We start from the raw sequence: 24,268 nt of genomic DNA, 5'->3' as shown, positions 1-24,268 counted from the left end.
ACTCTCCAGCAAACGGCCAGAAGGTGATCGAGCGAGGCTCGCGGCTTGGCCATTACGACCTTGGTCGCACATGATGGTGGAGCCGTCGACCGCTACAGTTTCGGCGAGACACGGGAGACGATGGATGAAGGCTTGGGCGGCGACGATCGCGTTGGTGCTGGTACCCGCACCGTTGATGGCCAAGTCCACCTCCGTCTATCTGACCAGGCCCGACGATCCGCGCGCGATCACGGTCGAGGGGATCGGCGACGGCAAGGCCGACGACAGTGCGGCGCTGCAGCGGGCGATCGACCGCGCCGCCGAGGGCGGCCATGGCGGCATCGTCTTCCTGCCCTCCGGCCGTTACCGGATATCGCGGACAATCTTCGTTCGGCCGGCGGTGCGGATCTTCGGCGTCGGCAAGACCCGACCCGTGATCCTGCTCGGCGACAACACGCCCGGCTTCGGATCGGGTGTGGCGACCATGGTGAGCTTCACCGGCGAGGACCAGTATCGGGTCGGCAAGGTCGCGGTGCCGCCGCCGACCAGCGTGCCGTTCGATCCCAACGTCTACGACGCAACATCGAGCACTTTCTATTCGGCGCTTTCCAACGTCGATTTCGAGATCGGCGACGGCAATGCCGGCGCCACGGCGGTGCGTTTCCGGGTCGCCCAGCACGGCTATCTCAGGCACATCGATTTCCACATCGGCTCGGGCTTCGCCGGCGTCTATCAGGCCGGCAACGAATTCGAGAATCTGCGCTTCTACGGCGGTCGCTACGGCATCGTCTCCGAAAAGACCTCGCCGGCCTGGCAGTTCACTCTGATTGATTCCGAGTTCGACGGCCAGCGCGACGCCGCGATCCGTGAGCATGAGGTCGACCTCACCCTCGTCAACGTCGCGATCAAGAACGTGCCGGTCGGGATCGAGATCGACCGTGGTTACAGCGACTCGCTGTGGGGCAAGGACGTGCGGTTCGAGAACGTGTCGCGCGCCGGGGTGGTGATCAGCAACGAGGGCAGCGTGTTCACCCAGGTCGGCTTCGACAATGCACTGGCACGCGGCACGCCGACCTTCGCCCGCTTCCGCGACAGCGGCAAGGCTCTGGCTGGGCCGGGCGCCAGCTACCGCGTGTCGAACTTCAGCTATGGCCTGAAGCTGCCCGCGCTCGGCACCGTCGGCGATTACGCGACCGAGTTTCAGGCGGCGCCCCTTGGCAAGCTGCCGGCGCGGCGCGCGCCCGCGATCCGGACGCTGCCGCCGGTGGCGCAATGGGCCAATGTCCGCGATCTCGGCGCCAAGGGCGACGACGCCACGGACGACACCAAGGCGTTGCAGCGCGCGATCGACACCCACCGAGTCATCTATCTCCCGATGGGCCGCTATCGGGTGACCGATACGCTGAAACTGCGACCCGACACGGTGCTGGTCTCGCTCCATCCGAGCCTCACTCACATCTACCTGCCTGACGAGACCCCGGCCTATATGGGAGTCGGCGGACCCAAGGCGCTCATCGAGAGTGCGAAAGGCGGCAATGCCCTGGTCTCCGGCATCGGCCTGTGGACCGGCGGCATCAATACCCGCGCCACCGCCTTGCTGTGGCGGGCCGGCGAGAAATCGGAGGTCAACGACGTCAAGATCCAGGGCGGCGGCGGCACCGTGCTCGGGCCGGGCAGCCCGATCGGCTATGGCGATCCGCGCGCCCATTTCGACGGCCAGCATCCGAGCATCTGGGTGACCGACGGTGGCGGCGGCACCTTCACCGCCATCTGGTCGCCGAACACGCTCGCGCAATCGGGCTTCCACGTCACCGACACCAAGACCCCAGGGTACGTCTACCAGCTCTCGGCAGAGCATCATTACCGGGCCGAGATCGTGCTCGATGGAGTCGAGAATTGGGAGTTCCTCGCGCCGCAGACCGAGCAGGAGGTGCGCGACGGCGTCGACGCGATCTCGACCGAGATTCGCAATTCCCGCAACATCCTGTTCGCCAATTATCACGGCTACCGGGTCACCCGCTCGATCAAGCCGATGGATGCGGCGGTGAAACTCTACAATTCGGGCGCGATCCGTTTCCGCAACGTCCATGTCAATGCGGAGAGCGGCTTTGCCAGCTGCGATGCCAAGGGCTGCGGCACCTACACGCGTGCCAGCAAATATCCGTTCGAGAATGCGATCAAGGACATGACCCGTCAGCAGGAGGTGCGGGAGCGCGAATTCGCCTGGCTCGACGTACCGGCGGCGCCGGCGCAGGCGGCGACCGCACCGGCGATCCCGATCACGCCGGGCGTCGAGAAGCTGGCGGACGGCTTCTATTCGATCGCCGGCGGGGCGACGGACGACAAGGGCCGGCTCTATTTCATCGATCGCTTCTTCCAGCGCATCCACCGCTGGTCGCGCGAGAAGGGCTTGGAGATCGTCGCCGACGCGCCGCTCGACCCGATCAACCTGGCGGTCGCCCGCTCCGGCGACCTGCTCGTCCTGGCGTCGGCCGGGCCCGACGCCAGCGTCTACAGCATCGATCCCGACTTGCCGGCGGAGGTGAAGGCGATCGCGCCAACGCCGACGAGAGCGCGCCGCGACGCCGCGACCCTGCTGCCGGTCAACATCTGGAACAATGGCGAATTCCGCGACCAGCTCGATCCCAAAACTTACGAATTCACCACTCTGGCCGAGATGTTCGCGCGCGACATCGGCCGTCCCAAGACGCAGGAATATGTCTCGCCCGACGGCTCGCTGGTGCTGCCCGCGTTCCGCGTGTGGAATCAGGGGCCGCTCGATCATCTCGGCTGGCGCTGGTCGGACACGCTCGACGCCTACGGCCTCGTGCCGGCGAAGGCCGGCGAGCGGGTGTTCGTTACCAACGGTTCGGAGAACAAGACCTATAGCGGCCTCATCGGCGACGGTGGCAGCCTCACCGACCTCAAGGTGTTTGCGGAGCGGGGCGGCGAGAGCGTCGCGCGAGACGCAGCAGGCAACGTCTATGTCGCGAACGGCCAGGTCTTCGTCTACGCGCCGGACGGCAGCCTGATCCGGCGGATCGATACGCCGGAACGGCCCCTGCAATTGGTGGTGGGCGGGACCGACGGACGAACCCTGTTCATCCTCAGCCACCATGCCTTGTACGCGATCGCCCTGTGAGGGCGGTCGCCGCGAGCCTCAGTTGCTTGCCGTGAGCGCGTGCGCGGCGAGCGCCACCTGGGTGCGGTTGCGGACGTTGAGCTTGCGCATCAGCGCCGTCATGTGCGCTTTCACCGTCGCCTCGGCGATGCCGAGATCATAAGCGATCTGCTTGTTGAGCAGGCCCGAATGAACGCCGTGCAGCACCTTCAACTGGGTCGGGGTGAGCGTGGCGATGGCCGCGACATTGCCCTGCGGAGCGGGACCGGACTCGGAAAACCCTTGCATGTCATCCTCCCTCCTCCGGCCGTAGCCGGGGTGCACCGCCAGGCACGAGCGAACATGCCGCCCGGCGGTCCATTGTCGGTCCAATCGTTCCGCTTTTCCCGGAATCAGTTGGACAGGTAAGCACTATGATCCCTCCCTCGAGGGTGAATCAAGCCCATTTTTGTTGTGAGACCCTACGAACCTGTCGTACAGGTTTCGCGGAACTCAGGAAATTGGTCGTGCCGCATAGCAAAGCCTTGAAGCAAGGAGAAATACGCCGGTGAGCGCGGACGATTTCCGGCTGGTCGGGGCCGCCCTGTGCGGCATCTTTCTTGCCGTGCTGCTGATCGTGCGCGGCCGGCTCCACCCGTTCGTCGGCCTGCTCTGCGGCGCCTTCACGGTCGGCCTGGTCGCCGGCGTGCCGATGGCCGACACCGCCAAGGCGGTACAGAAAGGGGTCGGCGACATCCTCGGCGGAACCGGGCTGGTGGTTGCGCTCGGCCTGTCGCTGGGTGCGATGCTCCAGCTGTCGGGCGCCGCAGCGGCGCTCGCAACCACGGGCCTGCGGCTGACCGGGCCGCGGGCGGCGCCGTGGGCCAGCCTCGGCATCGCCATCGTCATCGGGCTGCCGCTGTTCTTCGAAACCGGGCTGGTGCTGCTGCTGCCGATCGTCGCGGCGGCGGCGGCGGCGCTGCCGGATGGCGAGGGCAAGGACCGGGCGCGACTGGGGCTGATGCTGCCGGCGCTGGCCGGTCTTTCGGTGGTCCATGCCCTGGTCCCGCCGCATCCCGGTCCGCTGCTGGCAGTGGAGGCGATCGGCGCCGATCTGGGCATGACGATGCTCTATGGCATCCTGATCGCGATCCCCACCGCGGCTATTGCCGGCCCGGCGCTCGCCCTGGTGACCGCACGCGGCGTTCGGCTGACGCCGCCCGCGATCGAGGGACCGGCGATGGTCGGAACCCCGCCGCGGCGCGATCTCGCGCTGCTGATCGTGCTGCTGCCTGTGGTGCTGATCGCCGCGGGGGCGCTCGGCCCGCTGGTGCCGGCGCTTGCGGGCTCCGCCTGGCTCGCGGCCGCGAGCAATCCGGTGATGGCTCTGCTGATAACCAACCTGGTCGCGCTGCCGATCCTGTTCGGACGGCGGCTGCGCGATGCGACGATCCAGGACGCGATCTGGTCCGAGACGATGGCGGCGGCGGGCACGACCCTGCTCGCGATCGGTGCCGGCGGTGCGTTGAAGCAGGTGCTGGTGACCGCAGGGCTCTCGGATCTGCTCGCCCGCCTTGCGTCGCTGCAGGCAATCTCGCCCTTGCTGCTCGGCTGGCTGGTCGCGGTCGGGATCCGGCTCGCCACCGGATCGGCGACAGTGGCGACGATCACCGCCGTCGGCGTGATGCCCGGCGTGGTGGCCGCGAGCGGCGCCTCGCCCGAGCTGGTGGTGCTCGCGATCGGCGCCGGATCGGTCTTCTTCAGCCACGTCAACGATCCCGGCTTCTGGCTGGTCAAGGGCTATCTCGGCACCAGCACGCCCGACACGTTCCGCACCTGGTCGATGCTCGAAACCGCCATCTCCGTGGTCGGGCTCGCCATGGTGATGGCAGCGAGCTATTTTGTCGGGTGATGGTCAGGTCTTCGAACACGCCGCGACGCGCATGCTGCCGATGAACGAGGGCAGGCTGGCGGACCGCGCCTATACAGGCATCGTCCAGATCATCAACGACGACAATCTTGCCGCCGGCGACCGGCTGCCGTCGGAATCGCGGCTCGCCGAAATGTTCGGGATGTCGCGGACGATCGTGCGCGAGGCGCTGGTGCGGCTCGCCTCGGACGGCATCACGGAGGCGCGCCGTGGCGCTGGCTCCTACGTCAAGCGGCGGCCGTCGGAGCGGCTCGGCGCGCACATGCCGATGGCGGAGCTCGCCGCGACTCTCGGCACCTATGAAGTGCGTTTCGTGCTGGAGGCGGAGGCGGCGCGGCTGGCGGCGCAGCGCCGGTCGAGCGAGCAGCTGGCCTGCATCGAGGGCCATCTCGCCGATCTGCGCGCCGCCTTGCTGTCCAGCGCGCCCGCGCACGAGGAGGATTGGCTTCTCCACCGCGCGATCGCCGAAGCCACCGCCAACACCGCCTTCGTCTCGATCTTCGACCATCTGCATGACGAGGTCGAGAAGATCCTCAAGGCCGGAGTCGACATTTCGCGGGCGCGGCCGCCGGAGGTGATCGCGGCGATGATGGGCGAGCATGACGCGATCGTCGATGCGATCCGCGCCCAGGACGGCGACGGCGCCGCCCTGGCGATGCGCTGGCACCTGTCGCAGGGCCGCAAGCGACTGATGCCCTAAAGCGAGTGCGCGGCGATCTCGGTCCGGGCCCAGGCAGTCACCCGCTCGGCGAGGCGTTCGGGCGGCAGCGCGGCGTCGAGGGTCAAGGCGGCTTCGTCGGCGCCGGGGCGTTCGAGGATCGCGAACTGGCTGTCGAGCAGACTGGCCGGCATATAATGTTCGGGGCGCTGCCCGAGGCGTCGGATGAGTTCGGCGGGTTCGGCTTCGAGCAGCACGAAGCGCATCGGCGCCCTGGCGGCGCAGGCGAGCCGCTCCCGGTAGACACGCTTCAGCGCCGAGCAGGCGACCACGCTCATCCCGTCCGCGCGCAAGGCGTCTCCGGCGGCAGCGCCGAGGCGGTCGAGCCACGGCCAGCGATCATCGTCGCCGAGCGGCTGGCCGGCCCGCATCTTCGCGACGCTTTCGGGAAGGTGGTAGCTGTCGCCTTCGAGGAACGGGCAATCGAATTCTGCGGCAAGGCGTGCGCCCAGCGTCGACTTGCCGCAGCCGCTGACGCCCATGACGACGATGGCGAGCGGCGGCAAATCTCTTCTTCCGTGCGGTGGCTGCACCCAATCCCCCAGATCGTCCGAGCCTTCGCAGCCCGGTTCGTCCCTATCGGCCCGGCGGCCGATCTGGCCATTACGACCATGGTCGGAGTGGCCGGTCGACGCCGCAAGTCCTATTCCCGTCCCATCAACAGCGCAGAGTAACCGGTTCGTGACTCCCAGACTGATCGCCGCCTTGCTGCTCGCGGGCGCCGCGTTGCCAGCGCTTGCCGCACCGCCCTCGAGCTTCACCGCCATTCCCGCCGATCCGCGCGCGGTGACCGTCAATGCCGTCGGCGACGGCAAGGCGGACGACGGCGCGGCGATCCAGGCGGCGATCAACGCGGCCGAAGCGAAAGGCGGCGGCGGCATCGTCTTCCTGCCGTCGGGCCGATACCGGATCGGCAGGACGATCTTCGTCTGGCCGGGCGTGCGCGTGTTCGGCACCGGCAAGACTCGGCCTACCATCCTGCTCGGGGCGGCCACGCCCGGTTTCCAGCAGGGCGTCGGATCGATGCTGTTCTTCACCGGCAATCGCCCGGGCGGCGCCGCGCCCGGGCCGGGGGGCGTGGTCGCGCCGGCGCGGGTGCCGGTGCCGCCGCCGACCAGCGTGCCGTTCAACCCCGAAATCGCCGACGCCAATAGCGGCACCTTCTACTCGGCCCTGTCCAACGTCGATTTCGAGATCGGCGAAGGCAATCCGGCGGCGACGGCGGTGCGCTTCCACACCGCCCAGCACGCCTTCCTCAGCCACATCGACTTCCGCCTGGGATCTGCGCTCGCCGGCATCTACCAGGCCGGCAATGTCGGGCAGGATCTTCGCTTCTTCGGCGGCCGCTATGGGATCCTCACCGAGAAGCCCTCGGCGGCCTGGCAATATACGTTGCTCGATTCCGAGTTCGACGGCCAGCGCGATGCCGCGATCCGCGAGCACGAAGCCGGGCTCACCCTCGTCAACACACGGTTCCGCAACGTCCCCGTCGGCATCGAAATCGACGAAGGCTATGGCGACTGGCTGTGGGGCAAGGACGTCCGCTTCGAGAATGTCGCCCGCGCCGGCGTGATCATCAGCAACGAGGGCAACGCCTACACCCAGGTCGGCTTCGACAATGCGGTGGCGAGCGGCACGCCGGTGTTCGCGCGCTTCCGTGACAGCGGCAGGACGGTGGCGGGGCCGGCGGCCCGCTACCGCGTCAAGGAATTCACCTATGGCCTGACGGTGCCGGCGATCGGCCAGACCGGCCGCTTCGAGACCCGGATGGACGCTGCGCCGCTGCGCGCGCTGCCCGCCCGCCGCGCCCCTGCGATCCGCGCATTGCCGGGGACGGCTTCATGGGCGAACGTCCGCGATCTCGGCATCAAGGGGGACGGCAGCAGCGACGACACTGCGGCCCTCCAGCGCGCGATCGACACCCACCGGGTGCTCTATTTCCCGGCCGGTTTTTATCGGGTCAGCGACCGGCTGACCCTGCGTCCCGACAGCGTGCTGATCGGCCTGCACCCGAGCCTCACCCGGATCACGCTTGCCGACGACAGCCCGGCCTATCGCGGCATCGGCAGCCCACGGGCGCTGCTCGAGAGCGCCAAAGGCGGCACGGCGATCGTCTCCGGGCTCGGCCTCGACACCGGCGGGATCAACCCGCGCGCGACCGCGCTGCTGTGGCGGGCCGGCGAAACGTCGCTGGTCGACGACGTCCGCTTCCTCGGCGGGCACGGCACCAACGCCGCCGACGGCAGCCGCATCGATCCGTACAACGCCAATCACACCGCCGATCCCGATCCGCGCAAGCGCTGGGACGGGCAATATAGCAGCTTGTGGGTGACCGACGGCGGCGGCGGCACCTTCAACAATCTGTGGACGCCCAACACCTTCGCCCAATCGGGCATGTTCGTGTCGAACACCAGCACGCCCGGCTTCGTCTACGAGATGTCGGCCGAGCACCATGCCCGCGCCGAGATCGTGCTCGACGGCGTTCGCAATTGGGAATTCCTGGCGCCGCAGACCGAGGAAGAAGCGGGGGAGAGCCGCAACGCGGTGTCGCTGGAAGTGCGCAATTCGCGCGACATCCTGTTCGCCAATTATCACGGCTACCGAGTCACACGATCGCTGCAGCCGGCACCGGCCGCGGTGCGGCTCTACAATTCGACCGACATCCGCTTCCGCAATGTCCACGTCAATGCGGAGAGCGGCTTCGCCACCTGTGACGCAAATGGCTGCGGCACCTATTTGCGGGCGAGCAAATATCCGTACGAGAATGCGATCCAGGACATGACCAGCGGCCTGGAGGTGCGCGAGCGCGAATTCGCGCGTCTCGACGTCGCCGCGGCGCCGCCGCCGCCTGCGACACCTAGCCTGGTGCCGGTGCGCAAGCTCGGTGGCGGCTTCGCCTCCCTCGGCGGCGGCGCGGTGGACGGCGCGGGCAAGCTCTATTTCATCGATCGCCCGTTCCAGCGCATCCACGGCTGGTCGGAGGATCAAGGGCTGTCGATCGTCGCCGACGCCCCTCTCGATCCGGTTAATCTCGCCGTCGACCGTTCCGGCGATCTGCTGGTCCTGTCTTCCGACGGGCCGGAGGCGAGCGTCTACAGCATCGATCCCGACAGGCCGGATAAGGTGACGGTAATCGCGCCGACGCCGGTCTCGCCCAAGGCCGAGCGGCAGATCGCGCTGCCCGCCAGCTTCTGGAACAATGGCGAGTTCCGCGATCAATATGATCCGGCCCGCGATCGCTTCACCACCCTCGCCGAGATGTTCGCCCGCGATGCGGCGACGCCCAAGCCCCGCGAATATGTGTCGCCCGACGGCAGCGTCGCTCTGCCCGCGTTCCGAGTCTGGCAGCAGGGGCCGAGCAATTTCCTCGGCTGGCGCTTCTCGGACACGCTCGACACCTATGGCTTCGTCGGCGGCAAGGTGGGCGACCGCGTGTTCGTCAGCAACAGCTCGGAGGATCGCACCTATAGTGCCCTGCTCGGCGCCGGGGGCGCGCTGACCGATCTCAAGCCCTTCGCCAGCCGGGGCGGCGAGAGCGTCGCCACCGGCGCGAACGGGCGGGTCTATGTCGCCAACGGCCAGATCTTCGTCTTCACTGCCGACGGCCGCGAGGCGGGCCGGATCGACGTGCCCGAACGGCCGCTGCAACTGCTGTTCGGTGGCGCTGGCGGACGCACATTGTTCATCCTCACACACCACGGTTTGTACGCGGCAGAACCATGAGCGGAGGGCTGGCGGCGACGGCGATCAGGTGAAGCTGGTCACCGCCCAGGCATAAGCGCGGATCCGCCAGCCTTGCTCCTCACGCGCCATTAGGAACGACCAGCCGCCATGCTCGGTGAACGGCATGCCGTCGCGCAGGCCGGTCCAGGCTGTCGGCAGGGTGAAGAAGGCCTGGTCCTCCGTCTCGCCATAATCCTGCGCCGGACCGAAGGCATGGCGGAGCTGCTCCAGTTTGCCGACATGTTCGGCCATCAACTCGCGCCAGCGGCTTACGCCCGCGCGTCCTCGAAACAGATGCGGCGGGAAGTTTTCGAGGATGGTCACGTCGTCGCTGTCGGAAAACACGCTCCACAGCATCGCTTCATTTCGGGTCTCGAGGAAACGCGCGAGCGCTTCGGGCGCCGCCATCATCGCCGGATCCGGATCGTGCGCCATCTTCACTCCGTCTTCTGTGCGCCGAGAAGGCCGAGACCGGATGCTCCGGCGAAGGACCGCGCGCGTCAAGCGGCGCCGGGTTGACCGGAGGAAATGCCGCCGCCAATGCTCTGCGCCATGTCCGACCAGAATGACGCCATTTCCGAACTCTCCTTCGAAGCCGCGCTGAAGCGGCTCGAGGAGATCGTACGCCGCCTGGAGAGCGGCGACGCCTCGCTCGACGAGTCGATCCAGCTTTATGGCGAGGGCGATCGGCTCCGGCAGCAATGCGAGGCACGGCTGCAGGCGGCGCAGGCCCGGATCGAGAAGATCCAGATCGGCCGCGACGGTCAGCCGGCGGGCACCGCGCCGTTCGATCCGGCCTGAGACTCCCGCCATGGCCGACAGCCTCCTCGCGCCGGCATTCGACCGGATCCGGTCGGAGATCGACACCCTGTTCGATGCTCTGCTGGCGGTGCCGCCCGATCCGCGTGCGCGCTTGTTCGAGGCGATGCGCTATGCGGCAATGGGCGCTGGCAAGAGGCTGCGGCCCCTGCTCGTCACCGCATCGGCAGGCCTGTTCCATGTCGACCGGCAGCGGGCGCTGCGGGTCGGCGCCGCGGTCGAGGCGATCCACGTCTACTCGCTGATCCACGACGATCTGCCGTGCATGGACGACGACGACATCCGCCGCGGCAAGCCGACCCTGCACAAGGCCTATGACGAGGCGACCGCGGTGCTCGCCGGCGACAGCCTGCATGCGCTCGCTTTCGAGATCCTGGGCGACGAGGCGACCCACGAAGACCCGTTTGTCCGCTCCGAGCTGATCGGCGAACTCGCCCGTGCCGCGGGGCCGTCGGGCATGGCCGGCGGGCAGATGATGGACATGGTCGCCGCCGAGAGCGCGCTCGATCTCAGCGCCGTCACCCGTCTCCAACAGCTGAAGACCGGCGCGTTGATCGGCTTCTGTCTCGAAGCAGGGGCGATCATGGGCCGGGTGCCGCCGGAAGGCCGCACCAAGCTGCGCGGCTATGCCCGCGATGTCGGGCTCGCCTTCCAGATCGCCGACGATCTGCTCGACGAGGAAGGCGAGGAGGAGAAGATCGGCAAGAAGGTCGGCAAGGATCGCGACCAGGGCAAGGAAACGTTCGTCACCCTGCTCGGACGCGACCGCGCCCGTCAGCAGGCGAAGCTGCTGGTCTCGCAAGGGATCGAATATCTGGCGAGCTACGGCGCCGAGGCGGACCTGCTGCGGGCGATCGCCCGCTTCGCGGTCGAACGCGATCACTGACGCCGGCCTTCGACAAATCGCGCAGATCCGGCTAGATCACCGCGGTGCAGCGGGAGGAACCATGAGAATAGGCGTCTATCCGGGCACGTTCGATCCGATCACGCTCGGCCATATCGATATCATCCGCCGCGGCGCGAAACTCGTCGATCGCCTGGTCATCGGAGTGACCACCAATCCGTCCAAGTCGCCGATGTTCACGGTGGAGGAGCGGATCGCGATGGTGCGGCGCGAGCTTGCCGACATGGATGGCGCCATCTCGGTGGTCTCGTTCGACTCCCTGCTGATGGATTTCGCCGAGCGGCAGGGCGCCTCGATGATCGTTCGCGGCCTGCGCGCCGTCGCCGACTTCGAGTATGAGTATCAGATGGCGGGTATGAACCAGCAGCTGAACGCGGACATCGAGACCGTGTTTCTGATGGCGGACGTGTCGCTGCAGCCGATCGCGTCACGGCTGGTTAAGGAGATCGCGCTCTATGGTGGGGACATCGGCAAGTTCGTGACTGCGTGCGTTGCGGTGGACGTCGCCGCGCGGGTCGAGAAGCTCGGCCGCAAAGGCTCTTGATCCTCGCCGCCCCCAGCGGCACAATGCGAGACACCCGGGGAAAATGAAATTCATGCGTATCAAGGCACTTATCGCCCTGTTGATGGGCTTTTTCTTTGCGAGCGCGCTGGCCGCGCAGCAACCGGCGGCAACGCCGTTCGTGCCGCCGCCGCTCGATCCGGAAAACACTCTGGTGCTCGATCTGTCGACCGGGGGCCGTGTTACCATTCAGCTGCGGCCGGACGTCGCGCCCGGCCATGTCGAGCGGTACAAGACGCTCGTCCGCCGGGGCTTCTATAACGGCCTGGCTTTTCACCGCGTCATCGACGGCTTCATGGCGCAGGGCGGCGACCCCAAGGGCGACGGCAGCGGCGGTTCCGATCTTCCGGATCTCAAGGCCGAGTTCAACGCGCTGCCGCACGTCCGGGGCGCGGTTTCCGCCGCCCGCACCGACGCGCCGGACACCGCCAACAGCCAGTTCTTCATCATGTTCGCGCCGCGCTTCAGCCTCGACAACAAATATACGGTGTTCGGCCGGGTGGTATCGGGTATGAACTATGTCGATGCGATCGAGCGCGGCGAGCCGCCGATGAACCCGTCGCGGATCATCAAGGCGTCGATCGGCGCCGACAATGTCGCGCCGCCGACGCCGGCCGAGGTCGCCGCGGTGATGGCGGCGCACCAGCCGGCGGCGCCCGCCGGGCCGACCTTGCTGCCGATTCAGGGCGGTGCCGCGGCGCCCGCGCCCGCACCGGCGACCGAGGCGCAGCCGGCGCCTGCACAAGGCACCCCCAAGCAGCAATAATGTGCGCGTCGATCTCTTCGATTTCGAGCTTCCGCCCGAGCGGATTGCACTAAGGCCGGCGGAACCGCGCGACAGCGCGCGGCTTCTGCTGGTCCGTCCCGATGGCCTCGCCGACCATAGTGTCGCGGACCTGCCGCAGCTACTGCGGCCCGGCGACGTTCTGGTCTTCAACGACACCAGGGTGATTCCCGCCCAGCTCGAAGGGCGGCGCGGCGATGCCCGGATCGGCGCGACGCTCCACAAGCGGGAAGGGCTGCGCGACTGGCGGGCCTTCGTCCGCAACGCAAAACGGGTGCGCGACGGCGACCGGATCGATTTCGGCGCGGGAGTCACCGCGCTTGCGGGGGAAAAGGCCGAAGACGGATCGATCCTGCTCTCCTTCGACGGCGAAGAGCCGGTCGAGCTCCTGCTCGAACGGGCGGGCCGGATGCCGCTGCCGCCGTACATCGCCGCCAGGCGCGAGGCCGACGCCCGCGACGTCGAAGATTACCAGACGATGTTCGCGCGCGAGAAAGGGGCAGTCGCCGCGCCGACGGCCGCACTCCACTTCACGCCCGCGCTGATCGACGCGCTCGGCCGGCGCGGCATCGCCCACGAAACGCTCACCCTGCACGTCGGCGCCGGCACTTTCCTGCCGGTCAAGGCCGACGACACCGACGATCATCGCATGCACAGCGAATGGGGCCGGATCGACGCCGCCGCCGCCGAGCGGCTCAACGCCGCGCGGGCCGAAGGCGGGCGGATCATCGCGGTGGGGACGACGTCGCTCCGCCTGCTCGAAAGCGCCACCGGCGAGGACGGCATCGTCCGCCCGTTCGAGGGCGATACCGCGATCTTCATCACGCCGGGCTACCGCTTCCGCGCGATCGGCGGCCTGCTCACCAACTTCCATCTGCCGCGATCGACGCTGTTCATGCTGGTTTCGGCTTTGATGGGGCGGGAGACGATGCAAGCCGCTTATGCGCATGCAATCAAGGGAGGATACCGCTTCTACTCGTACGGGGATGCGTCGCTTCTCCTGCCGTGAGCGCATCGCTCCATCTCCTCCTCGGAACGGGAGGCACGCTCGCCGGTTGAAGCGCCCGACCCTGTTCGAGGACGAAGCGCCATGCCCGACATTTCCGACGCCAGGATACTGATCATCGCCACCAACGGCTTCGAGGATTCGGAGCTTATGGACCCATTGAACACGCTGAAGCAGAAAGGTGCGGCGGTGACGCTTGCTTCGCTGTCCCGCGACGAGATCGAGGGCGACAAGGGTGCGCGGATCGCGCCGGACGTGGAGATCGGCGATGTCGACGGTGGCGCGTTCGACGCCCTGCTCCTGCCCGGAGGAACCAAGAACCCCGACAAATTGCGCACCGAGCAGGCCGTCATCTCGATGGTGCGGCAATTCGTCGAGGCGGGGAAGCCGGTCGCTGCCATATGTCACGGCCCGTGACTTCTGGCCGAGGCCGACGTGATCCGCGGGCGCACGCTGACCAGCTGGCCTTCGATTCGAACCGACCTCAGGAACGCCGGCGCGAACGTCGTCGACCAGGAAGTCGCCCGCGACGGCAATCTCGTCACCAGCCGCAAGCCGGATGACATCCCCGCTTTCACCCGGGAATTCATCAACCTGGTCGAAGCTGCCGACGCGCCGCTCGCGACGGCCTGACTCTCATTTCCTCCACACGTCGGACAGAGCAGACCATGTCGAAGCTCAGCGCGGACGAACGGGACCACCTCGGGAAGGGCGCTTTCGCCTTTCCCGAGACGCGCAAGGAACCGCTGGAAAATGCCAGCCACGTGCGCAATGCGATCGCTCGGTTCAACCAGGTGAAGGGCGTCAGCGATGCGGACCGTGATGCGGCCTGGAAAAGGATCAGGACGGCAGCGGCGAAGTTCGGAGTCGAGGTAAGCGAGACGGACTGGCGCGAGATCGGACGCAAGTAATCGCCGGTGTCGCGGCTCAGGTGCTCGGCCGTGCCAGCGAATCGAGCATCGCGCTGATGTGGCCGCGCATGTTCGGGTCGCGAGTCATTTCGAGGAGGGCACTGAGGCTTCCCCGGGCGGCCGAGGCGTCGTTGCCGACCAGTTCGAGCCGGGCCTTCTCCCACCAGGCATGGCTGTTGGCGGGCGCGACTACGGTCATTCGCTCGAACAGGACGAGGGCACGCTCCGGATCGCCGGCGGCTTCGGCGCGCGTCGCCTCGTTCATCAGCAGGCGAACCAGCATCGACCGGTTCGACATCGGCGCGAGATGCTCGGCGGACGGGCTCACGTCGGCGCCGAGCACGTGCGAGAGAAGGGTGGTGAGGCGGTCGGCGTTGACGATGGTGCCGCCATTGAACGGGTCGATCAGCAGGGGGGCGGTATCGGGGCCGATCCGAACCAACACATGGCCGGGCGTGTTGAGGGCGTCGGCGGGCCAGCCGATCCGCCTCGCAAGGCCGACATAGAGGATCGAGAGGCTGATGGGCATTCCGCGACGGCGGTCGATGACCCGGATCATGTCGACATTCTGGCGATCGTCATACTTCTCGCGATCGCCGTCGAATTCGTAGCTGGCGCCGATCACTTCGGCGAGCGCCAGCGCCTGTTCGGGCGCGCTCGCCGCGCCGGCCCCGACGTCCGCGAGCTCTTCGGCAATTTCGGAAAGGATGTCGAAATAGGGATCGAGCTCGACTCCGGGATGATCGAGAGCGGCAAGCTCCAGCGCGGCGATCTCGGGCGCGATCAGCTCTTCATCGACGAGCCCGAGATGCGCGATTTCGAAGTTCATGCGGGTTGGACGCCCGGAACCCGGAGGGGTTCCGAGCGGCCGCTTTCAGCGCGGCAGTGTGCGGGTTCCGGTCACCCGCACCCGCGCCTTCGTTCCCGCCACCGCAGGCAGGCCCGGTCGCGAAACCGGCTGGCCGCCGCCCACCCAAAGTTCGACATCGCCCGGTGTCACCTTGCGCACGCCCTTGTCGTCGACGACGCTGAGCGCCCGATCGTCGAGGGTGAAGCTTATCGTGCGGGTCTCGCCTCGCTTGATCGGCACGCGCTGAAAGCCCTGAAGGGCGCGGATCGGCGTCCCGGCCTGACCCGCCCGCGAGACGTAGAGCTGAACGACCTCGTCGCCATCGACCGCGCCGTCATTGGTGACGTCCGCGGTCACCGTCAACGGCGTGCCCGCAGCGACGGACGCGGCGCTGGTCCTGAGATTGGCGTAACGAAAGCGCGTGTAGCTGAGCCCGTGGCCGAACGGGTAAAGCGGCTCGCCGGCGAAATAGCGATAGGTCCGTCCCGCCATGCGATAGTCGGCGAAGGCCGGAAGCTGGTCGACCGATCTGTAGAAGGTCACCGGCAGGCGGCCGGCGGGGCTGAAATCGCCGGCGAGCAATCCGGCGACGGCATGGCCACCTTCGCCGCCCGGATACCAGGCCTCGACGATGGCGGGCACATTCTTGTCGGCCCAGTTCACGCCGAGCGCGCTGCCGTTCATCAGCACCAATACGACCGGTTTGCCAACCGCCTGAACCCGCTCAAGCAATTTCTGCTGAGGTGCGGGGAGATCGATGCTGGTCCGGTCGCCACCGGCGAAACCCGCTGCGGCGATCTTCATCTCCTCGCCTTCCACCCGCGCGGTTAGACCGCCGGCGAATACGACGAGATCGGCATTGCGCGCCGCGGCTATAGCCTTGTCGCCATTCTCGCTCGGCGGGCTCCACAGCAATCTCTGGCGGCCGCGCACGCCGCGCTGGAAAGCCTCGACCCGTATCGGATAGCTCTTGCCGGCCTCGAGACGGATGGTGCCATCGGCGATCGAAGGCGCGTCGCCGACCCCCCACTCGTCGACCACGGCGGTATCCCCGATGAACACCCGATAGCCATTGTCGCTGGCGACGCGGAAGCGATGCTCGCCGCTCTCGGTCGGCGTGATGGTTCCGGTCCAGCGGATCGAGCTTTCGCGATCGCCGCGCCATTCGAACACGGCATTGGGATCGGTGCGGGTCTCGGTCGGCGCGCCCTCCAGATTGACGCCGCGGAAGACCTCGGCCTTCAAGCCGCGGGTGCCGCAGCCTGCATCGGTGCAGAAGATGGCGTCGGGAACCGGCGGTGAGGCCGGGCCGACGAGGCCCGTGCCCTCGACGAAGTCGATCCGCGCGTCCGGGAAGCGGGCGCGGAGGCCGGCCAGCACCGTGACGGGGGCCGAAGGGGTGCCGTTGTAATTGCCGACCAATGCGTCGACATTGTCGGCATTGGGTCCGATCACGGCGATCCGCTTGGGCGCCTGCTTCAACGGCAGCAGGCCGTCATTCTTGAGCAGCACCATCGAGGCTTGCGCCATCTTCAGCGCCATCGCGCGATGCTCGGGCGTGTCGTTCTGCTCGGGACCGATGTTCGCGAACGGGCGGGATGCCGGCGGGTCGAAGAGGCCAAGCCGGATCCGCGCTTCGAACAGTCGCCGCAGCGCCTGATCGACCACCGCTTCGGGCAACTGGCCGGAGCGGACGGCGGCGACGATATGCTCGGGCTCGGTGCTCATGTTGTTGCGATAGTCGCCGCAGATAAGGTCCATGCCCGCCTTGAAGCCGGCCGCGACGCCTTCCTCGGGCGTTTTTGTGTAACGAAGGCTGTCTTCGCGGAAGATGTTGGCGGCGGCTCCGCAATCGGAAACGACGAAGCCCTTGAAGCCCCAGTCCCTTCGCAACCTGGTGTCGAGCAGATCCTGGCTGGCGCAGGCCGGAACACCGCCGACGGCATTGTAGGCGCACATCACCGAATAGACCTGCCCTTCGGTGACGGTCGCGCGGAAAGCGGGCAGATAGGTGTCCTCAAGATCGTGCGGGGAGGGGTGGACATCCTCGCGGTGACGGTTCGATTCGGGGCCGCTGTGCACTGCAAAGTGTTTGGAGGTGGCGATCGTCTTGAAGAGATTGGGATCGTCGCCCTGGAGACCCCGGATGAAGGCGATGCCGATGCGCGAGGTCAGGTACGGATCCTCGCCATAGGTTTCCTGACCGCGCCCCCAGCGCGGATCGCGGAAGATGTTGATGTTCGGAGACCAGACGGTGAGGCCGCGATACCAGTCGGTGCCGCCGTCGGGATGAACGCGTTCCGCATATTTGGCACGAAATTCGGTGCTGATCACGTCGCCGACCGATTGCATCAGCGGCGCATCCCAGGAGGCCGCCATACCGATCGCCTGCGGGAATACGGTGGCGACGCCGGCACGGGCGACGCCGTGCAACCCCTCGTTCCACCAATTATATTCCGGTACGCCGAGCCTCGGGATGGCAGGGGCGGTATGACCGAGCTGGCGTGCTTTCTCCTCCAGCGTCATGCGCGAGACGATGTCGGCCGCACGTTGCTCCACGCGGAGCGCAGGGTTGCGGAAGGGCAGGTTCGCCGGCGCGGCGGCTGGGGCGGCGGTGGATTGCGCAATCGCCGCCGCCGGCCGGGCTGCGGTGGCGAGCAGGGCAATTGCGATCAGAAGCTTGCGACTCACGGACATCCTCCCTCTGTCTATTTTTGAGGAGCATAAGTCAGAAATGTTAGCGTTACCAGATCCGCGGAGGGCTGCACATTGCGCGTTCATGCGTCATGCCATGTTGCACATGGTGGGATTGTCGGTCACTTTGTGAAATGGAATGGCGGTTGCGTGAATGACCGGCCTCGGAGAGGGATGCGACATGACTGAGGAAGCAGACGATCTCGGCCTCGGCCGGCGTGAGGTGATGGCCGGCATGGCCGGCGGGGCGGCGATCGCCTCGATCCCGTCTGCGCCGGCACGGGCGGCGACAGGCGGCCGGCGCTTCGTGCAGGTCGGCTGCGGCAGCCGCGCCCGCATGTTCCAGGAGGCGATCTGGGGACCGCACAAGACGACCAGCAGCCTGGTCGCAATCTGCGACACCAATCCGGGCCGACTCGCTTATGCCGCCCGCCGCGCCGCCGCCGCCGGAGCGCCGGCGCCGCAAACCTATCTGGCCGCCGATTTCACCAGGATGCTCAAGGAGCACCGCCCGGACGCGGTGATCGTCACCGTGCCGGACGCCTATCACGTCGATTATATCGTCGGCGCGCTCGACGCCGGCATCGACGTGATCACCGAAAAGCCGATGACCACGGACGCCGCCAAAGCGCAGGCAATCTTGGACGCGGTGAAGCGGAGCGGCCGCCATGTGCGGGTAACGTTCAATTACCGCTATGCGCCGTTCCGCACGCAGGTGAAGGAATTGCTGATGGCGGGCGAGATCGGCGACGTGCTGTCTGTCGATTTCACCTGGCTGCTCAACACCGTCCATGGCGCCGATTATTTTCGCCGCTGGCACAGCAACAAGGCGATTTCGGGCGGCCTGATGGTGCACAAGGCGACCCACCATTTTGATCTCGTCAATTGGTGGCTGTCCGACGTTCCGGCGACGGTGAACGCGACCGGCAAAAGGCAATTCTACACGCCCGAGATGGCGCGGCGGATGGGCCTCGACGGGCCGCATCAGCGCTGTCGCACCTGCCCGGAAAAGGCCGAATGCAACTTCTACCTCGATATCGCCGCGGATCCCGGGCTGAAGGCGCTCTATGTCGATAACGAGCGCTATGACGGCTACTTCCGGGATCAGTGCGTCTGGCGGCCCGAGATCAGTATCGAGGACACGATGAACGTGATCGTCGGCTACGAAGGCGGCGCGACCTTGTCCTACAGCCTCAACGCCTTCAACGCCTGGGAGGGCTATCATGTCGCCTTCAACGGCACCAAGGGGCGGCTCGAGCACAATGTCGTCGAGAAGGCCTATGTCGCCGGCGCGACGATGACTCAGGGCGAGAGCGACGAGGATGCGGTCACCACCCGGATCGTGCCGCTTCGCGGCGCGCCGCGCACGATCAAGCCGCGCACCGGCGAAGGCGGCCATGGCGGCGGCGACGCGGTGATGCTTACCGACCTGTTTGATCCTGCGGCGCCCGCCGACCCCTTGCTGCGCGCCGCCGACGAGCGCGGCGGCGCCTGCTCGATCCTGATCGGAATCGCCGCCAACCAATGTTTCAAGACCGGCAAGGAGGTGAAGATCGCCGAGCTGGTGAGCGGCCTTCGCCGGCCCGATCTGCCGGCGATGCCGAGCCACGGTCAGCCGGTGCCGATGCCGCCGCGGGTGGTCCGCTGAGACCAAGCGCGGAGACGCCCATGGAACATCGGTAGAGAAGGTTAACAGCTTCCGGCGCGGCCCTAAGGCAATTTCCCTAGTCCGGCATAGAGCGGGACTTAAGGCCTGATCCCTACCGTCTTTTTGTTGGGTAGGGGTGGGATGACGAAGCGGGATTCAGAGCTGCCGGCGACGGTTGCCGCACGGGATGCGGATGTACCTTCGTTCCATGACGGACGCGGCGGCAGTGCGCCTGCGTCGGCCGAGGACCCGGTGCGTCTGATCTCCAGGCTCAAGCTCGAAGCCGCGGTGCTCGCACTGATGCTGATCACGTTCGCGGCCATCCAGTTCCAGGAACTCTTCACCGCGAAGCACCTGTCGTACACGCCGGACAATCCCGCGGCCTATGCGGCTTATTCCTACACCGATGCGCCAAGCCAGGGCACATCGACGATCACGTTGGACAAGACCAGGGCCATGCGCTGGTCGTGCGAGCTCCGGTCCGGCTACCAATATCCATTTTGCGGCTACGGTCTGCTGTTCGACAAGACGGGGCGCGGCGAAGGGCTCGACTTCTCGAGATATCAGAAGATCTCGCTCAGCTTCCGCTATTCCGGCCCGGCAGCCAAGATGCGGATCGCCTTCATCAATTCCGATCCGCGGCATAGCAGTGCCGGGAGCAAGCCGAACCAGATGGAGTTCGCAGTCCGCCAGGGACAGCAGACGGTGACGCTCGATCTCGGCGAGATCTTCGTCGCCGAATGGTGGGCGGCGGCAAACAAGCTGTCCAAGGAATTGGCCGAACCGAAGATCGACAACGTCACTGCGATCGAAGTTCAGCCCGGATCGGATGCTAGGGTCGGCCACCATGAATTCGAGGTCGAGAGCATCAAGCTCCAGGGCCGGCAGATTTCGCAGGCGCAATATTATCTGGTGCTGCTCGGCCTGTGGATCCTGCTGATCGGCGCGTTCCTGATCCATCGCTTCTTCCAGGTGCGGCGGGGTTTCGAGACCCGACACCAGCGCCAGGTTCAGGAGAGCCGCGAGCTTGCGGCAGCCAAGGCGATGGCGGAAAGCGCCAGCGCCGCCAAATCCGCCTTTCTCGCCAACATGAGCCACGAGCTGCGCACGCCGCTCAACGCCATCCTCGGCTACGCCCAATTGCTCGAGCGCGAGACGCTGGACGCGCGGCAGACTGTCGCGGCCCAGACCATTCACCAGAGCGGAACCCATCTGCTCACCCTGATCAACGACATCCTCGATCTGTCCAAGATCGAAGCGGGCAGGCTCGAACTGGTGCCGGGACGCTTCGATCTCCACGCCTGTCTCGCCGGCATCGCCAACATGATGCGGATCCGCGCCGAAGAGAAAGGATTGGGCTTCGTCTGCGCGATCGACGACGGGGTGCCTCACATCGTGACCGGGGACCAGAAGCGCCTTCGCCAGGTGCTGATCAATCTGCTCGGCAATGCTGTCAAGTTCACCAGCCGGGGCCAGGTCTCACTTGCGATCGGGGCAGAGGCACTGGACGGCGGTCGCGTCCAGCTGCGCATCGAAATCCGCGACACCGGCATCGGCATGGCGGCAGAGCATCTGCCGCGTATCTTCGATGCGTTCGAACAGGTCGGCGGCGCCGAGCAGCGCGCCGGCGGCACCGGCCTGGGGCTCAGCATCACCAAGCAGATCGTGGAGCTGATGGGCGGCCGGATCGCGGTCGAGAGTCGCCTGGGCGAAGGGAGCCGCTTCTGGTTCGAGATCGAGCTCGAGAGCGTCGCAGCGCTCGCCGCGCCAAGTGCTGTCGAGCCGCAGGCGCTCACCGGCTATGTGGGCAGCCGCCGGCGGATCCTCGTCATCGACGACGACGGCGCCAATCGCCGGCTGCTGGTGACGACGCTGGCGGAACTCGGCTTCGATACCGACGAGGCTGCCGACGGTGGCGAGGGTATCGACGTCGCGGCCGCGTGCCGGCCCGATCTGGTGCTGACCGGCCTCAAGATGCCGGTCCATGACGGCTATGAGGTCGCTCGCCGCCTCAGGGATGCCGCCCCCGGCCTGCCGGTCATCGTGTTTTCGGCAACGGCAGACCGCGAAGCGCCCGCCAGCGCGCGCGCGGCAGGCGCGGCGGCCTTCCTGCACACCCCGGTCAGCGCGGCCGACCTCCAGGAGGCGATTGCACCCTTGCTCGATCTGCACTGGACCCGCGGCGTCATCGTCGACGCCGTGGCAGCGGCCGAGCAGGCGATGGTACCGCCGGAAGCGACCCAGCTGGAGGTGCTGCTGCAGCTTGCCCGCGCCGGCAACATGCGCGCGATCCGCAAATTCGCCGACGAGCTGGGCGAGAGCGATCCTCGCCATCGCGCCTTCGCCGATCGGCTCAGGAGCCTCGCCGCGGCCTACCAGTCTCCGGCGATCCTCGATCTCGTCTCCCACCATCTGAACACGCGTCAGGCAGCCTGAACATGCAGCACAATCCCGTCATTGCCGCGAGCGGACGTACCATCCTTCTCGTCGACGACAATCCGGTGAACCTTGGCGTCGCCGTCGATCATCTCGAGCAGCACGGATTCGAGATCGCCGTCGCGCTCGGCGGCGAGGAGGCGCTTGAGCGCGCATCCTTCCTGCAGCCCGATCTGATCCTGCTCGACGTGATGATGCCCGGCATCGATGGCTTCGAGACCTGCTGGCGGCTCAAGCAGAACCCGGAGACGCAGGCGATTCCGGTGATCTTCATGACGGCGCTCGCCGACGTCGCCGACAAGGTGCAGGCATTCGGCGCGGGCGGAGTCGATTATGTCAGCAAGCCTTTCCAGGTGGAGGAGTTGCTGGCACGGGTGAACACCCATCTGGCGCTGCGCTGCGCTCAACAGCAATTGGCGACGCGCAACCAGGCGCTGCAGGCCGAAATCGACGCACGCCGCGCCGTCGAACAGGCGCTCGTCGCCTCGGAGTCGCGATATCGTCGCCTATTCGAGACGGCGAACGACGGCATTCTTCTGCTTGATTGCAGGTCGCGGGCGATCACCGACGCCAATCCCGCGATGGCGCGGATGCTCGGCCGGCTGCCCGACGAACTGATCGGCCGCCGCCTGGCCGACGTTCCGGGCTTCGAGAGGATCGGGGTTTCGCCGACGGCCGTGGAGGACCTGCGCAAGGCCCGATTCCTGCATTATGGCGACTGGGCGCTGCAGCCGGCGAGCGGGGCTCCGATCGACGTCGAAGTGATCGGATCCTTCTATCAGGACGTCAACAGCGACATCGTCCAGCTGAACTTCCGTGACATTCGCGAGCGCAAGGAAGCCGAGGCACGGATTCGTTATCTCGCCCATCACGACGCGCTGACCGGACTGCCGAACCGCACCATGCTCGCCGACCGGCTGGGAGTCGCGATCGCGCATGCGCGGCGTGACGGTGAGATGGTCGGCGTGCTGATGCTCGACCTCGATCATTTCAAGACGATCAACGACTCGCTCGGCCACCATGTCGGCGACGAACTGCTCGAGGCGGTCGCGTCGCGTCTGCGCGGCTGCCTGCGCGAAAGCGACACTGCGGCCCGTCTCGGCGGCGACGAATTCGTGATCGCACTGTCGAGCCTTGCCGAAGCGGGAGACGCCGAGCGGGTCGCCGAGAAGGTGCTCGCCGCAATCGCCGAACCGTTTTTGATCGACGGACGCAGCCTTCATGTCGGCACCAGCATCGGCATCAGCTTCTTCCCGGGGGACGGCGAGGATGCCGGCGCGCTGCTGCAAGCGGCGGACACCGCCATGTACGCGGCCAAGGAAAACGGCCGCGCCGGCTACAAGATCTTCAGCAAGGAGCTGAGCAGCGCCGCTCAGCGCTGGCATACCCTGTCCAACGACGTCCACGGCGCCCTCGCCCGCGGCGAGTTCGCGCTTCACTACCAGCCGCAGATTGCGATCGAGGACGGCGTACTGACCGGGGTCGAGGCGCTGCTGCGCTGGCATCATCCGACCGAAGGATTGGTTTCGCCCGCCTTGTTCATTCCCCTGCTCGAGGAGCGCGGCCTGATCGTGGAGGTCGGCCGCTGGGTGCTCGAGACGGCGTGCCGCCAATGCGCCGCCTGGCATGCCGAGGGGCGGCCGCCGCTGCGCATCGCCGTCAATCTTTCCGCCCAGCAATTCTACCGCGGCGACATCGTCGCCACCGTGAACGAGGCGCTGCGAGTCGCCGGCCTCGCTCCGCAGTGGCTGGAGCTGGAGCTGACCGAGAGCCTCACCCTCGACGAGACCGATACCACGTTGCGGATCATGCAGGATCTGAAGGCGCTCGGCGTCACCTTGTCCCTCGACGATTTCGGCACCGGATGGTCCTCGCTCTCCTACCTGCGCCGATTTCCTCTCGATCGGATCAAGATCGACCGCTCCTTCGTGCGCGATCTCACCACCCATTCGAGCACGGCCGCGATCGTCCACTCGATCCTCAGCCTGGCGCGCAACCTCGGCCTCGATTGCGTCGCCGAGGGAGTCGAGACGCGCGAGCAGCTCAGCCATCTTCAGCGCGAGCTCTGCTCCGAATTCCAGGGCTTTCTGTTCAGCGAGGCGGTGCCGGCCGAAGATCTGTCGAAATTGTTGCGGCTGCTGCGGAGCGGCGGTTCGCTTGCGACCGCGACGATCCTGCCGAAACTGGAGCGTCTGCCCGCCTGA

At 66.9% G+C, this 24,268-nt stretch carries 18 protein-coding genes and 1 pseudogene; 14 read left to right on the top strand and 5 right to left on the bottom strand.

Annotated features, from left to right (window positions below; all coding sequences use genetic code 11):
- The first annotated feature begins 124 nt into the window (after window positions 1–124).
- Complete coding sequence (locus ETR14_RS04815; RefSeq protein WP_129383609.1) at window positions 125–3,121, top strand: glycosyl hydrolase family 28-related protein; 2,997 nt, start codon at window positions 125–127, stop codon at window positions 3,119–3,121.
- An 18-nt stretch (window positions 3,122–3,139) separates the two neighbouring features.
- Here the strand turns inward: ETR14_RS04815 and ETR14_RS04810 are convergent, their stop codons facing one another.
- Window positions 3,140–3,388: a response regulator transcription factor gene (locus ETR14_RS04810; RefSeq protein ID WP_129383608.1), complete on the bottom strand. Its 249-nt coding sequence runs from the start codon at window positions 3,386–3,388 to the stop codon at window positions 3,140–3,142.
- Window positions 3,389–3,647: 259 nt separating this feature from the next.
- Here ETR14_RS04810 and ETR14_RS04805 point away from each other — a divergent pair, with 259 nt between their 5' ends.
- Together ETR14_RS04805 and ETR14_RS04800 are read left to right on the top strand one after the other, a co-directional pair.
- Window positions 3,648–4,991 carry a gluconate:H+ symporter gene (locus ETR14_RS04805; RefSeq protein WP_129383607.1) on the top strand — a complete coding sequence of 448 codons (1,344 nt, stop codon included), beginning with the start codon at window positions 3,648–3,650 and terminating at the stop codon, window positions 4,989–4,991.
- A 40-nt stretch (window positions 4,992–5,031) separates the two neighbouring features.
- Window positions 5,032–5,709, top strand: a complete 678-nt coding sequence (locus ETR14_RS04800) for a FadR/GntR family transcriptional regulator (protein WP_129391346.1) — start codon at window positions 5,032–5,034, stop codon at window positions 5,707–5,709.
- On the opposite strand, the gene ETR14_RS04795 is transcribed toward ETR14_RS04800, so the two are convergent.
- Window positions 5,706–6,233, bottom strand: a complete 528-nt coding sequence (locus ETR14_RS04795) for a gluconokinase (RefSeq protein ID WP_371416746.1) — start codon at window positions 6,231–6,233, stop codon at window positions 5,706–5,708. The genes ETR14_RS04800 and ETR14_RS04795 overlap by 4 nt on opposite strands.
- A gap of 175 nt (window positions 6,234–6,408) precedes the next feature.
- Between ETR14_RS04795 and ETR14_RS04790 the strand changes: the two genes are divergently transcribed.
- Entirely contained in the window at window positions 6,409–9,450 is a 3,042-nt protein-coding gene (locus ETR14_RS04790) for a glycosyl hydrolase family 28-related protein (protein WP_243455767.1), read from the top strand.
- A gap of 24 nt (window positions 9,451–9,474) precedes the next feature.
- Here ETR14_RS04790 and ETR14_RS04785 read toward each other — a convergent pair whose 3' ends face one another.
- A complete protein-coding gene (locus ETR14_RS04785; protein WP_129383606.1) occupies window positions 9,475–9,885 on the bottom strand; it encodes a hypothetical protein in 411 nt (136 codons plus the stop codon).
- A 117-nt stretch (window positions 9,886–10,002) separates the two neighbouring features.
- Here ETR14_RS04785 and ETR14_RS04780 point away from each other — a divergent pair, with 117 nt between their 5' ends.
- The 7 genes and pseudogenes from ETR14_RS04780 to ETR14_RS04750 all read left to right on the top strand — a co-directional run bounded on the left by ETR14_RS04780 (window position 10,003) and on the right by ETR14_RS04750 (window position 14,436).
- A complete protein-coding gene (locus ETR14_RS04780; RefSeq protein WP_206185968.1) occupies window positions 10,003–10,251 on the top strand; it encodes an exodeoxyribonuclease VII small subunit in 249 nt (82 codons plus the stop codon).
- 10 nt (window positions 10,252–10,261) lie between these two features.
- Window positions 10,262–11,155: a polyprenyl synthetase family protein gene (locus ETR14_RS04775; RefSeq protein ID WP_129383605.1), complete on the top strand. Its 894-nt coding sequence runs from the start codon at window positions 10,262–10,264 to the stop codon at window positions 11,153–11,155.
- Window positions 11,156–11,216: 61 nt separating this feature from the next.
- Window positions 11,217–11,717, top strand: a complete 501-nt coding sequence (gene coaD / locus ETR14_RS04770) for a pantetheine-phosphate adenylyltransferase (RefSeq protein ID WP_129383604.1) — start codon at window positions 11,217–11,219, stop codon at window positions 11,715–11,717.
- Between the two features lie 52 nt (window positions 11,718–11,769).
- A complete protein-coding gene (locus ETR14_RS04765) occupies window positions 11,770–12,501 on the top strand; it encodes a peptidylprolyl isomerase (RefSeq protein ID WP_129383603.1) in 732 nt (243 codons plus the stop codon).
- Window position 12,502: 1 nt separating this feature from the next.
- Window positions 12,503–13,528: a tRNA preQ1(34) S-adenosylmethionine ribosyltransferase-isomerase QueA gene (queA, locus tag ETR14_RS04760; RefSeq protein ID WP_129383602.1), complete on the top strand. Its 1,026-nt coding sequence runs from the start codon at window positions 12,503–12,505 to the stop codon at window positions 13,526–13,528.
- Window positions 13,529–13,609: 81 nt separating this feature from the next.
- A pseudogene (locus ETR14_RS04755) lies at window positions 13,610–14,158 on the top strand (type 1 glutamine amidotransferase domain-containing protein).
- A 35-nt stretch (window positions 14,159–14,193) separates the two neighbouring features.
- Window positions 14,194–14,436 carry a DUF6582 domain-containing protein gene (locus ETR14_RS04750; RefSeq protein ID WP_129383601.1) on the top strand — a complete coding sequence of 81 codons (243 nt, stop codon included), beginning with the start codon at window positions 14,194–14,196 and terminating at the stop codon, window positions 14,434–14,436.
- A 16-nt stretch (window positions 14,437–14,452) separates the two neighbouring features.
- Here ETR14_RS04750 and ETR14_RS04745 read toward each other — a convergent pair whose 3' ends face one another.
- Together ETR14_RS04745 and ETR14_RS04740 are read right to left on the bottom strand one after the other, a co-directional pair.
- A complete protein-coding gene (locus ETR14_RS04745; protein WP_129383600.1) occupies window positions 14,453–15,265 on the bottom strand; it encodes a SirB1 family protein in 813 nt (270 codons plus the stop codon).
- Between the two features lie 45 nt (window positions 15,266–15,310).
- A complete protein-coding gene (locus ETR14_RS04740; RefSeq protein WP_243455766.1) occupies window positions 15,311–17,977 on the bottom strand; it encodes a glycoside hydrolase family 3 protein in 2,667 nt (888 codons plus the stop codon).
- Window positions 17,978–18,161: 184 nt separating this feature from the next.
- Between ETR14_RS04740 and ETR14_RS04735 the strand changes: the two genes are divergently transcribed.
- The 3 genes from ETR14_RS04735 to ETR14_RS04725 all read left to right on the top strand — a co-directional run bounded on the left by ETR14_RS04735 (window position 18,162) and on the right by ETR14_RS04725 (window position 24,268).
- Entirely contained in the window at window positions 18,162–19,628 is a 1,467-nt protein-coding gene (locus tag ETR14_RS04735) for a Gfo/Idh/MocA family protein (protein ID WP_129383598.1), read from the top strand.
- Window positions 19,629–19,769: 141 nt separating this feature from the next.
- Complete coding sequence (locus ETR14_RS04730) at window positions 19,770–22,064, top strand: ATP-binding protein (RefSeq protein WP_129383597.1); 2,295 nt, start codon at window positions 19,770–19,772, stop codon at window positions 22,062–22,064.
- Window positions 22,065–22,066: 2 nt separating this feature from the next.
- Window positions 22,067–24,268, top strand: coding sequence for a bifunctional diguanylate cyclase/phosphodiesterase (locus ETR14_RS04725; RefSeq protein WP_129383596.1), 2,202 nt, complete (start codon window positions 22,067–22,069; stop codon window positions 24,266–24,268).

This window comes from Sphingosinicella sp. BN140058 (assembly GCF_004135585.1).
GTDB lineage: Bacteria > Pseudomonadota > Alphaproteobacteria > Sphingomonadales > Sphingomonadaceae > Allosphingosinicella.
This window is presented reverse-complemented; position numbering and strand designations above follow the sequence as displayed.

Bases quoted from the DNA above. Each gene is read 5' to 3' on its own strand.
- ETR14_RS04775 (WP_129383605.1), top strand. From the start codon at position 10,262: ATGGCCGACAGCCTCCTCGCGCCGGCATTCGACCGGATCCGGTCGGAG.
- ETR14_RS04735 (WP_129383598.1), top strand. From the start codon at position 18,162: ATGACTGAGGAAGCAGACGATCTCGGCCTCGGCCGGCGTGAGGTGATG.
- ETR14_RS04745 (WP_129383600.1), bottom strand. From the start codon at position 15,265: ATGAACTTCGAAATCGCGCATCTCGGGCTCGTCGATGAAGAGCTGATC.
- ETR14_RS04780 (WP_206185968.1), top strand. From the start codon at position 10,003: ATGTCCGACCAGAATGACGCCATTTCCGAACTCTCCTTCGAAGCCGCG.
- ETR14_RS04810 (WP_129383608.1), bottom strand. From the start codon at position 3,388: ATGCAAGGGTTTTCCGAGTCCGGTCCCGCTCCGCAGGGCAATGTCGCG.
- ETR14_RS04785 (WP_129383606.1), bottom strand. From the start codon at position 9,885: ATGGCGCACGATCCGGATCCGGCGATGATGGCGGCGCCCGAAGCGCTC.
- ETR14_RS04800 (WP_129391346.1), top strand. From the start codon at position 5,032: ATGAACGAGGGCAGGCTGGCGGACCGCGCCTATACAGGCATCGTCCAG.
- ETR14_RS04765 (WP_129383603.1), top strand. From the start codon at position 11,770: ATGCGTATCAAGGCACTTATCGCCCTGTTGATGGGCTTTTTCTTTGCG.
- coaD (WP_129383604.1), top strand. From the start codon at position 11,217: ATGAGAATAGGCGTCTATCCGGGCACGTTCGATCCGATCACGCTCGGC.
- ETR14_RS04750 (WP_129383601.1), top strand. From the start codon at position 14,194: ATGTCGAAGCTCAGCGCGGACGAACGGGACCACCTCGGGAAGGGCGCT.
- ETR14_RS04725 (WP_129383596.1), top strand. From the start codon at position 22,067: ATGCAGCACAATCCCGTCATTGCCGCGAGCGGACGTACCATCCTTCTC.
- ETR14_RS04815 (WP_129383609.1), top strand. From the start codon at position 125: ATGAAGGCTTGGGCGGCGACGATCGCGTTGGTGCTGGTACCCGCACCG.
- ETR14_RS04730 (WP_129383597.1), top strand. From the start codon at position 19,770: ATGACGAAGCGGGATTCAGAGCTGCCGGCGACGGTTGCCGCACGGGAT.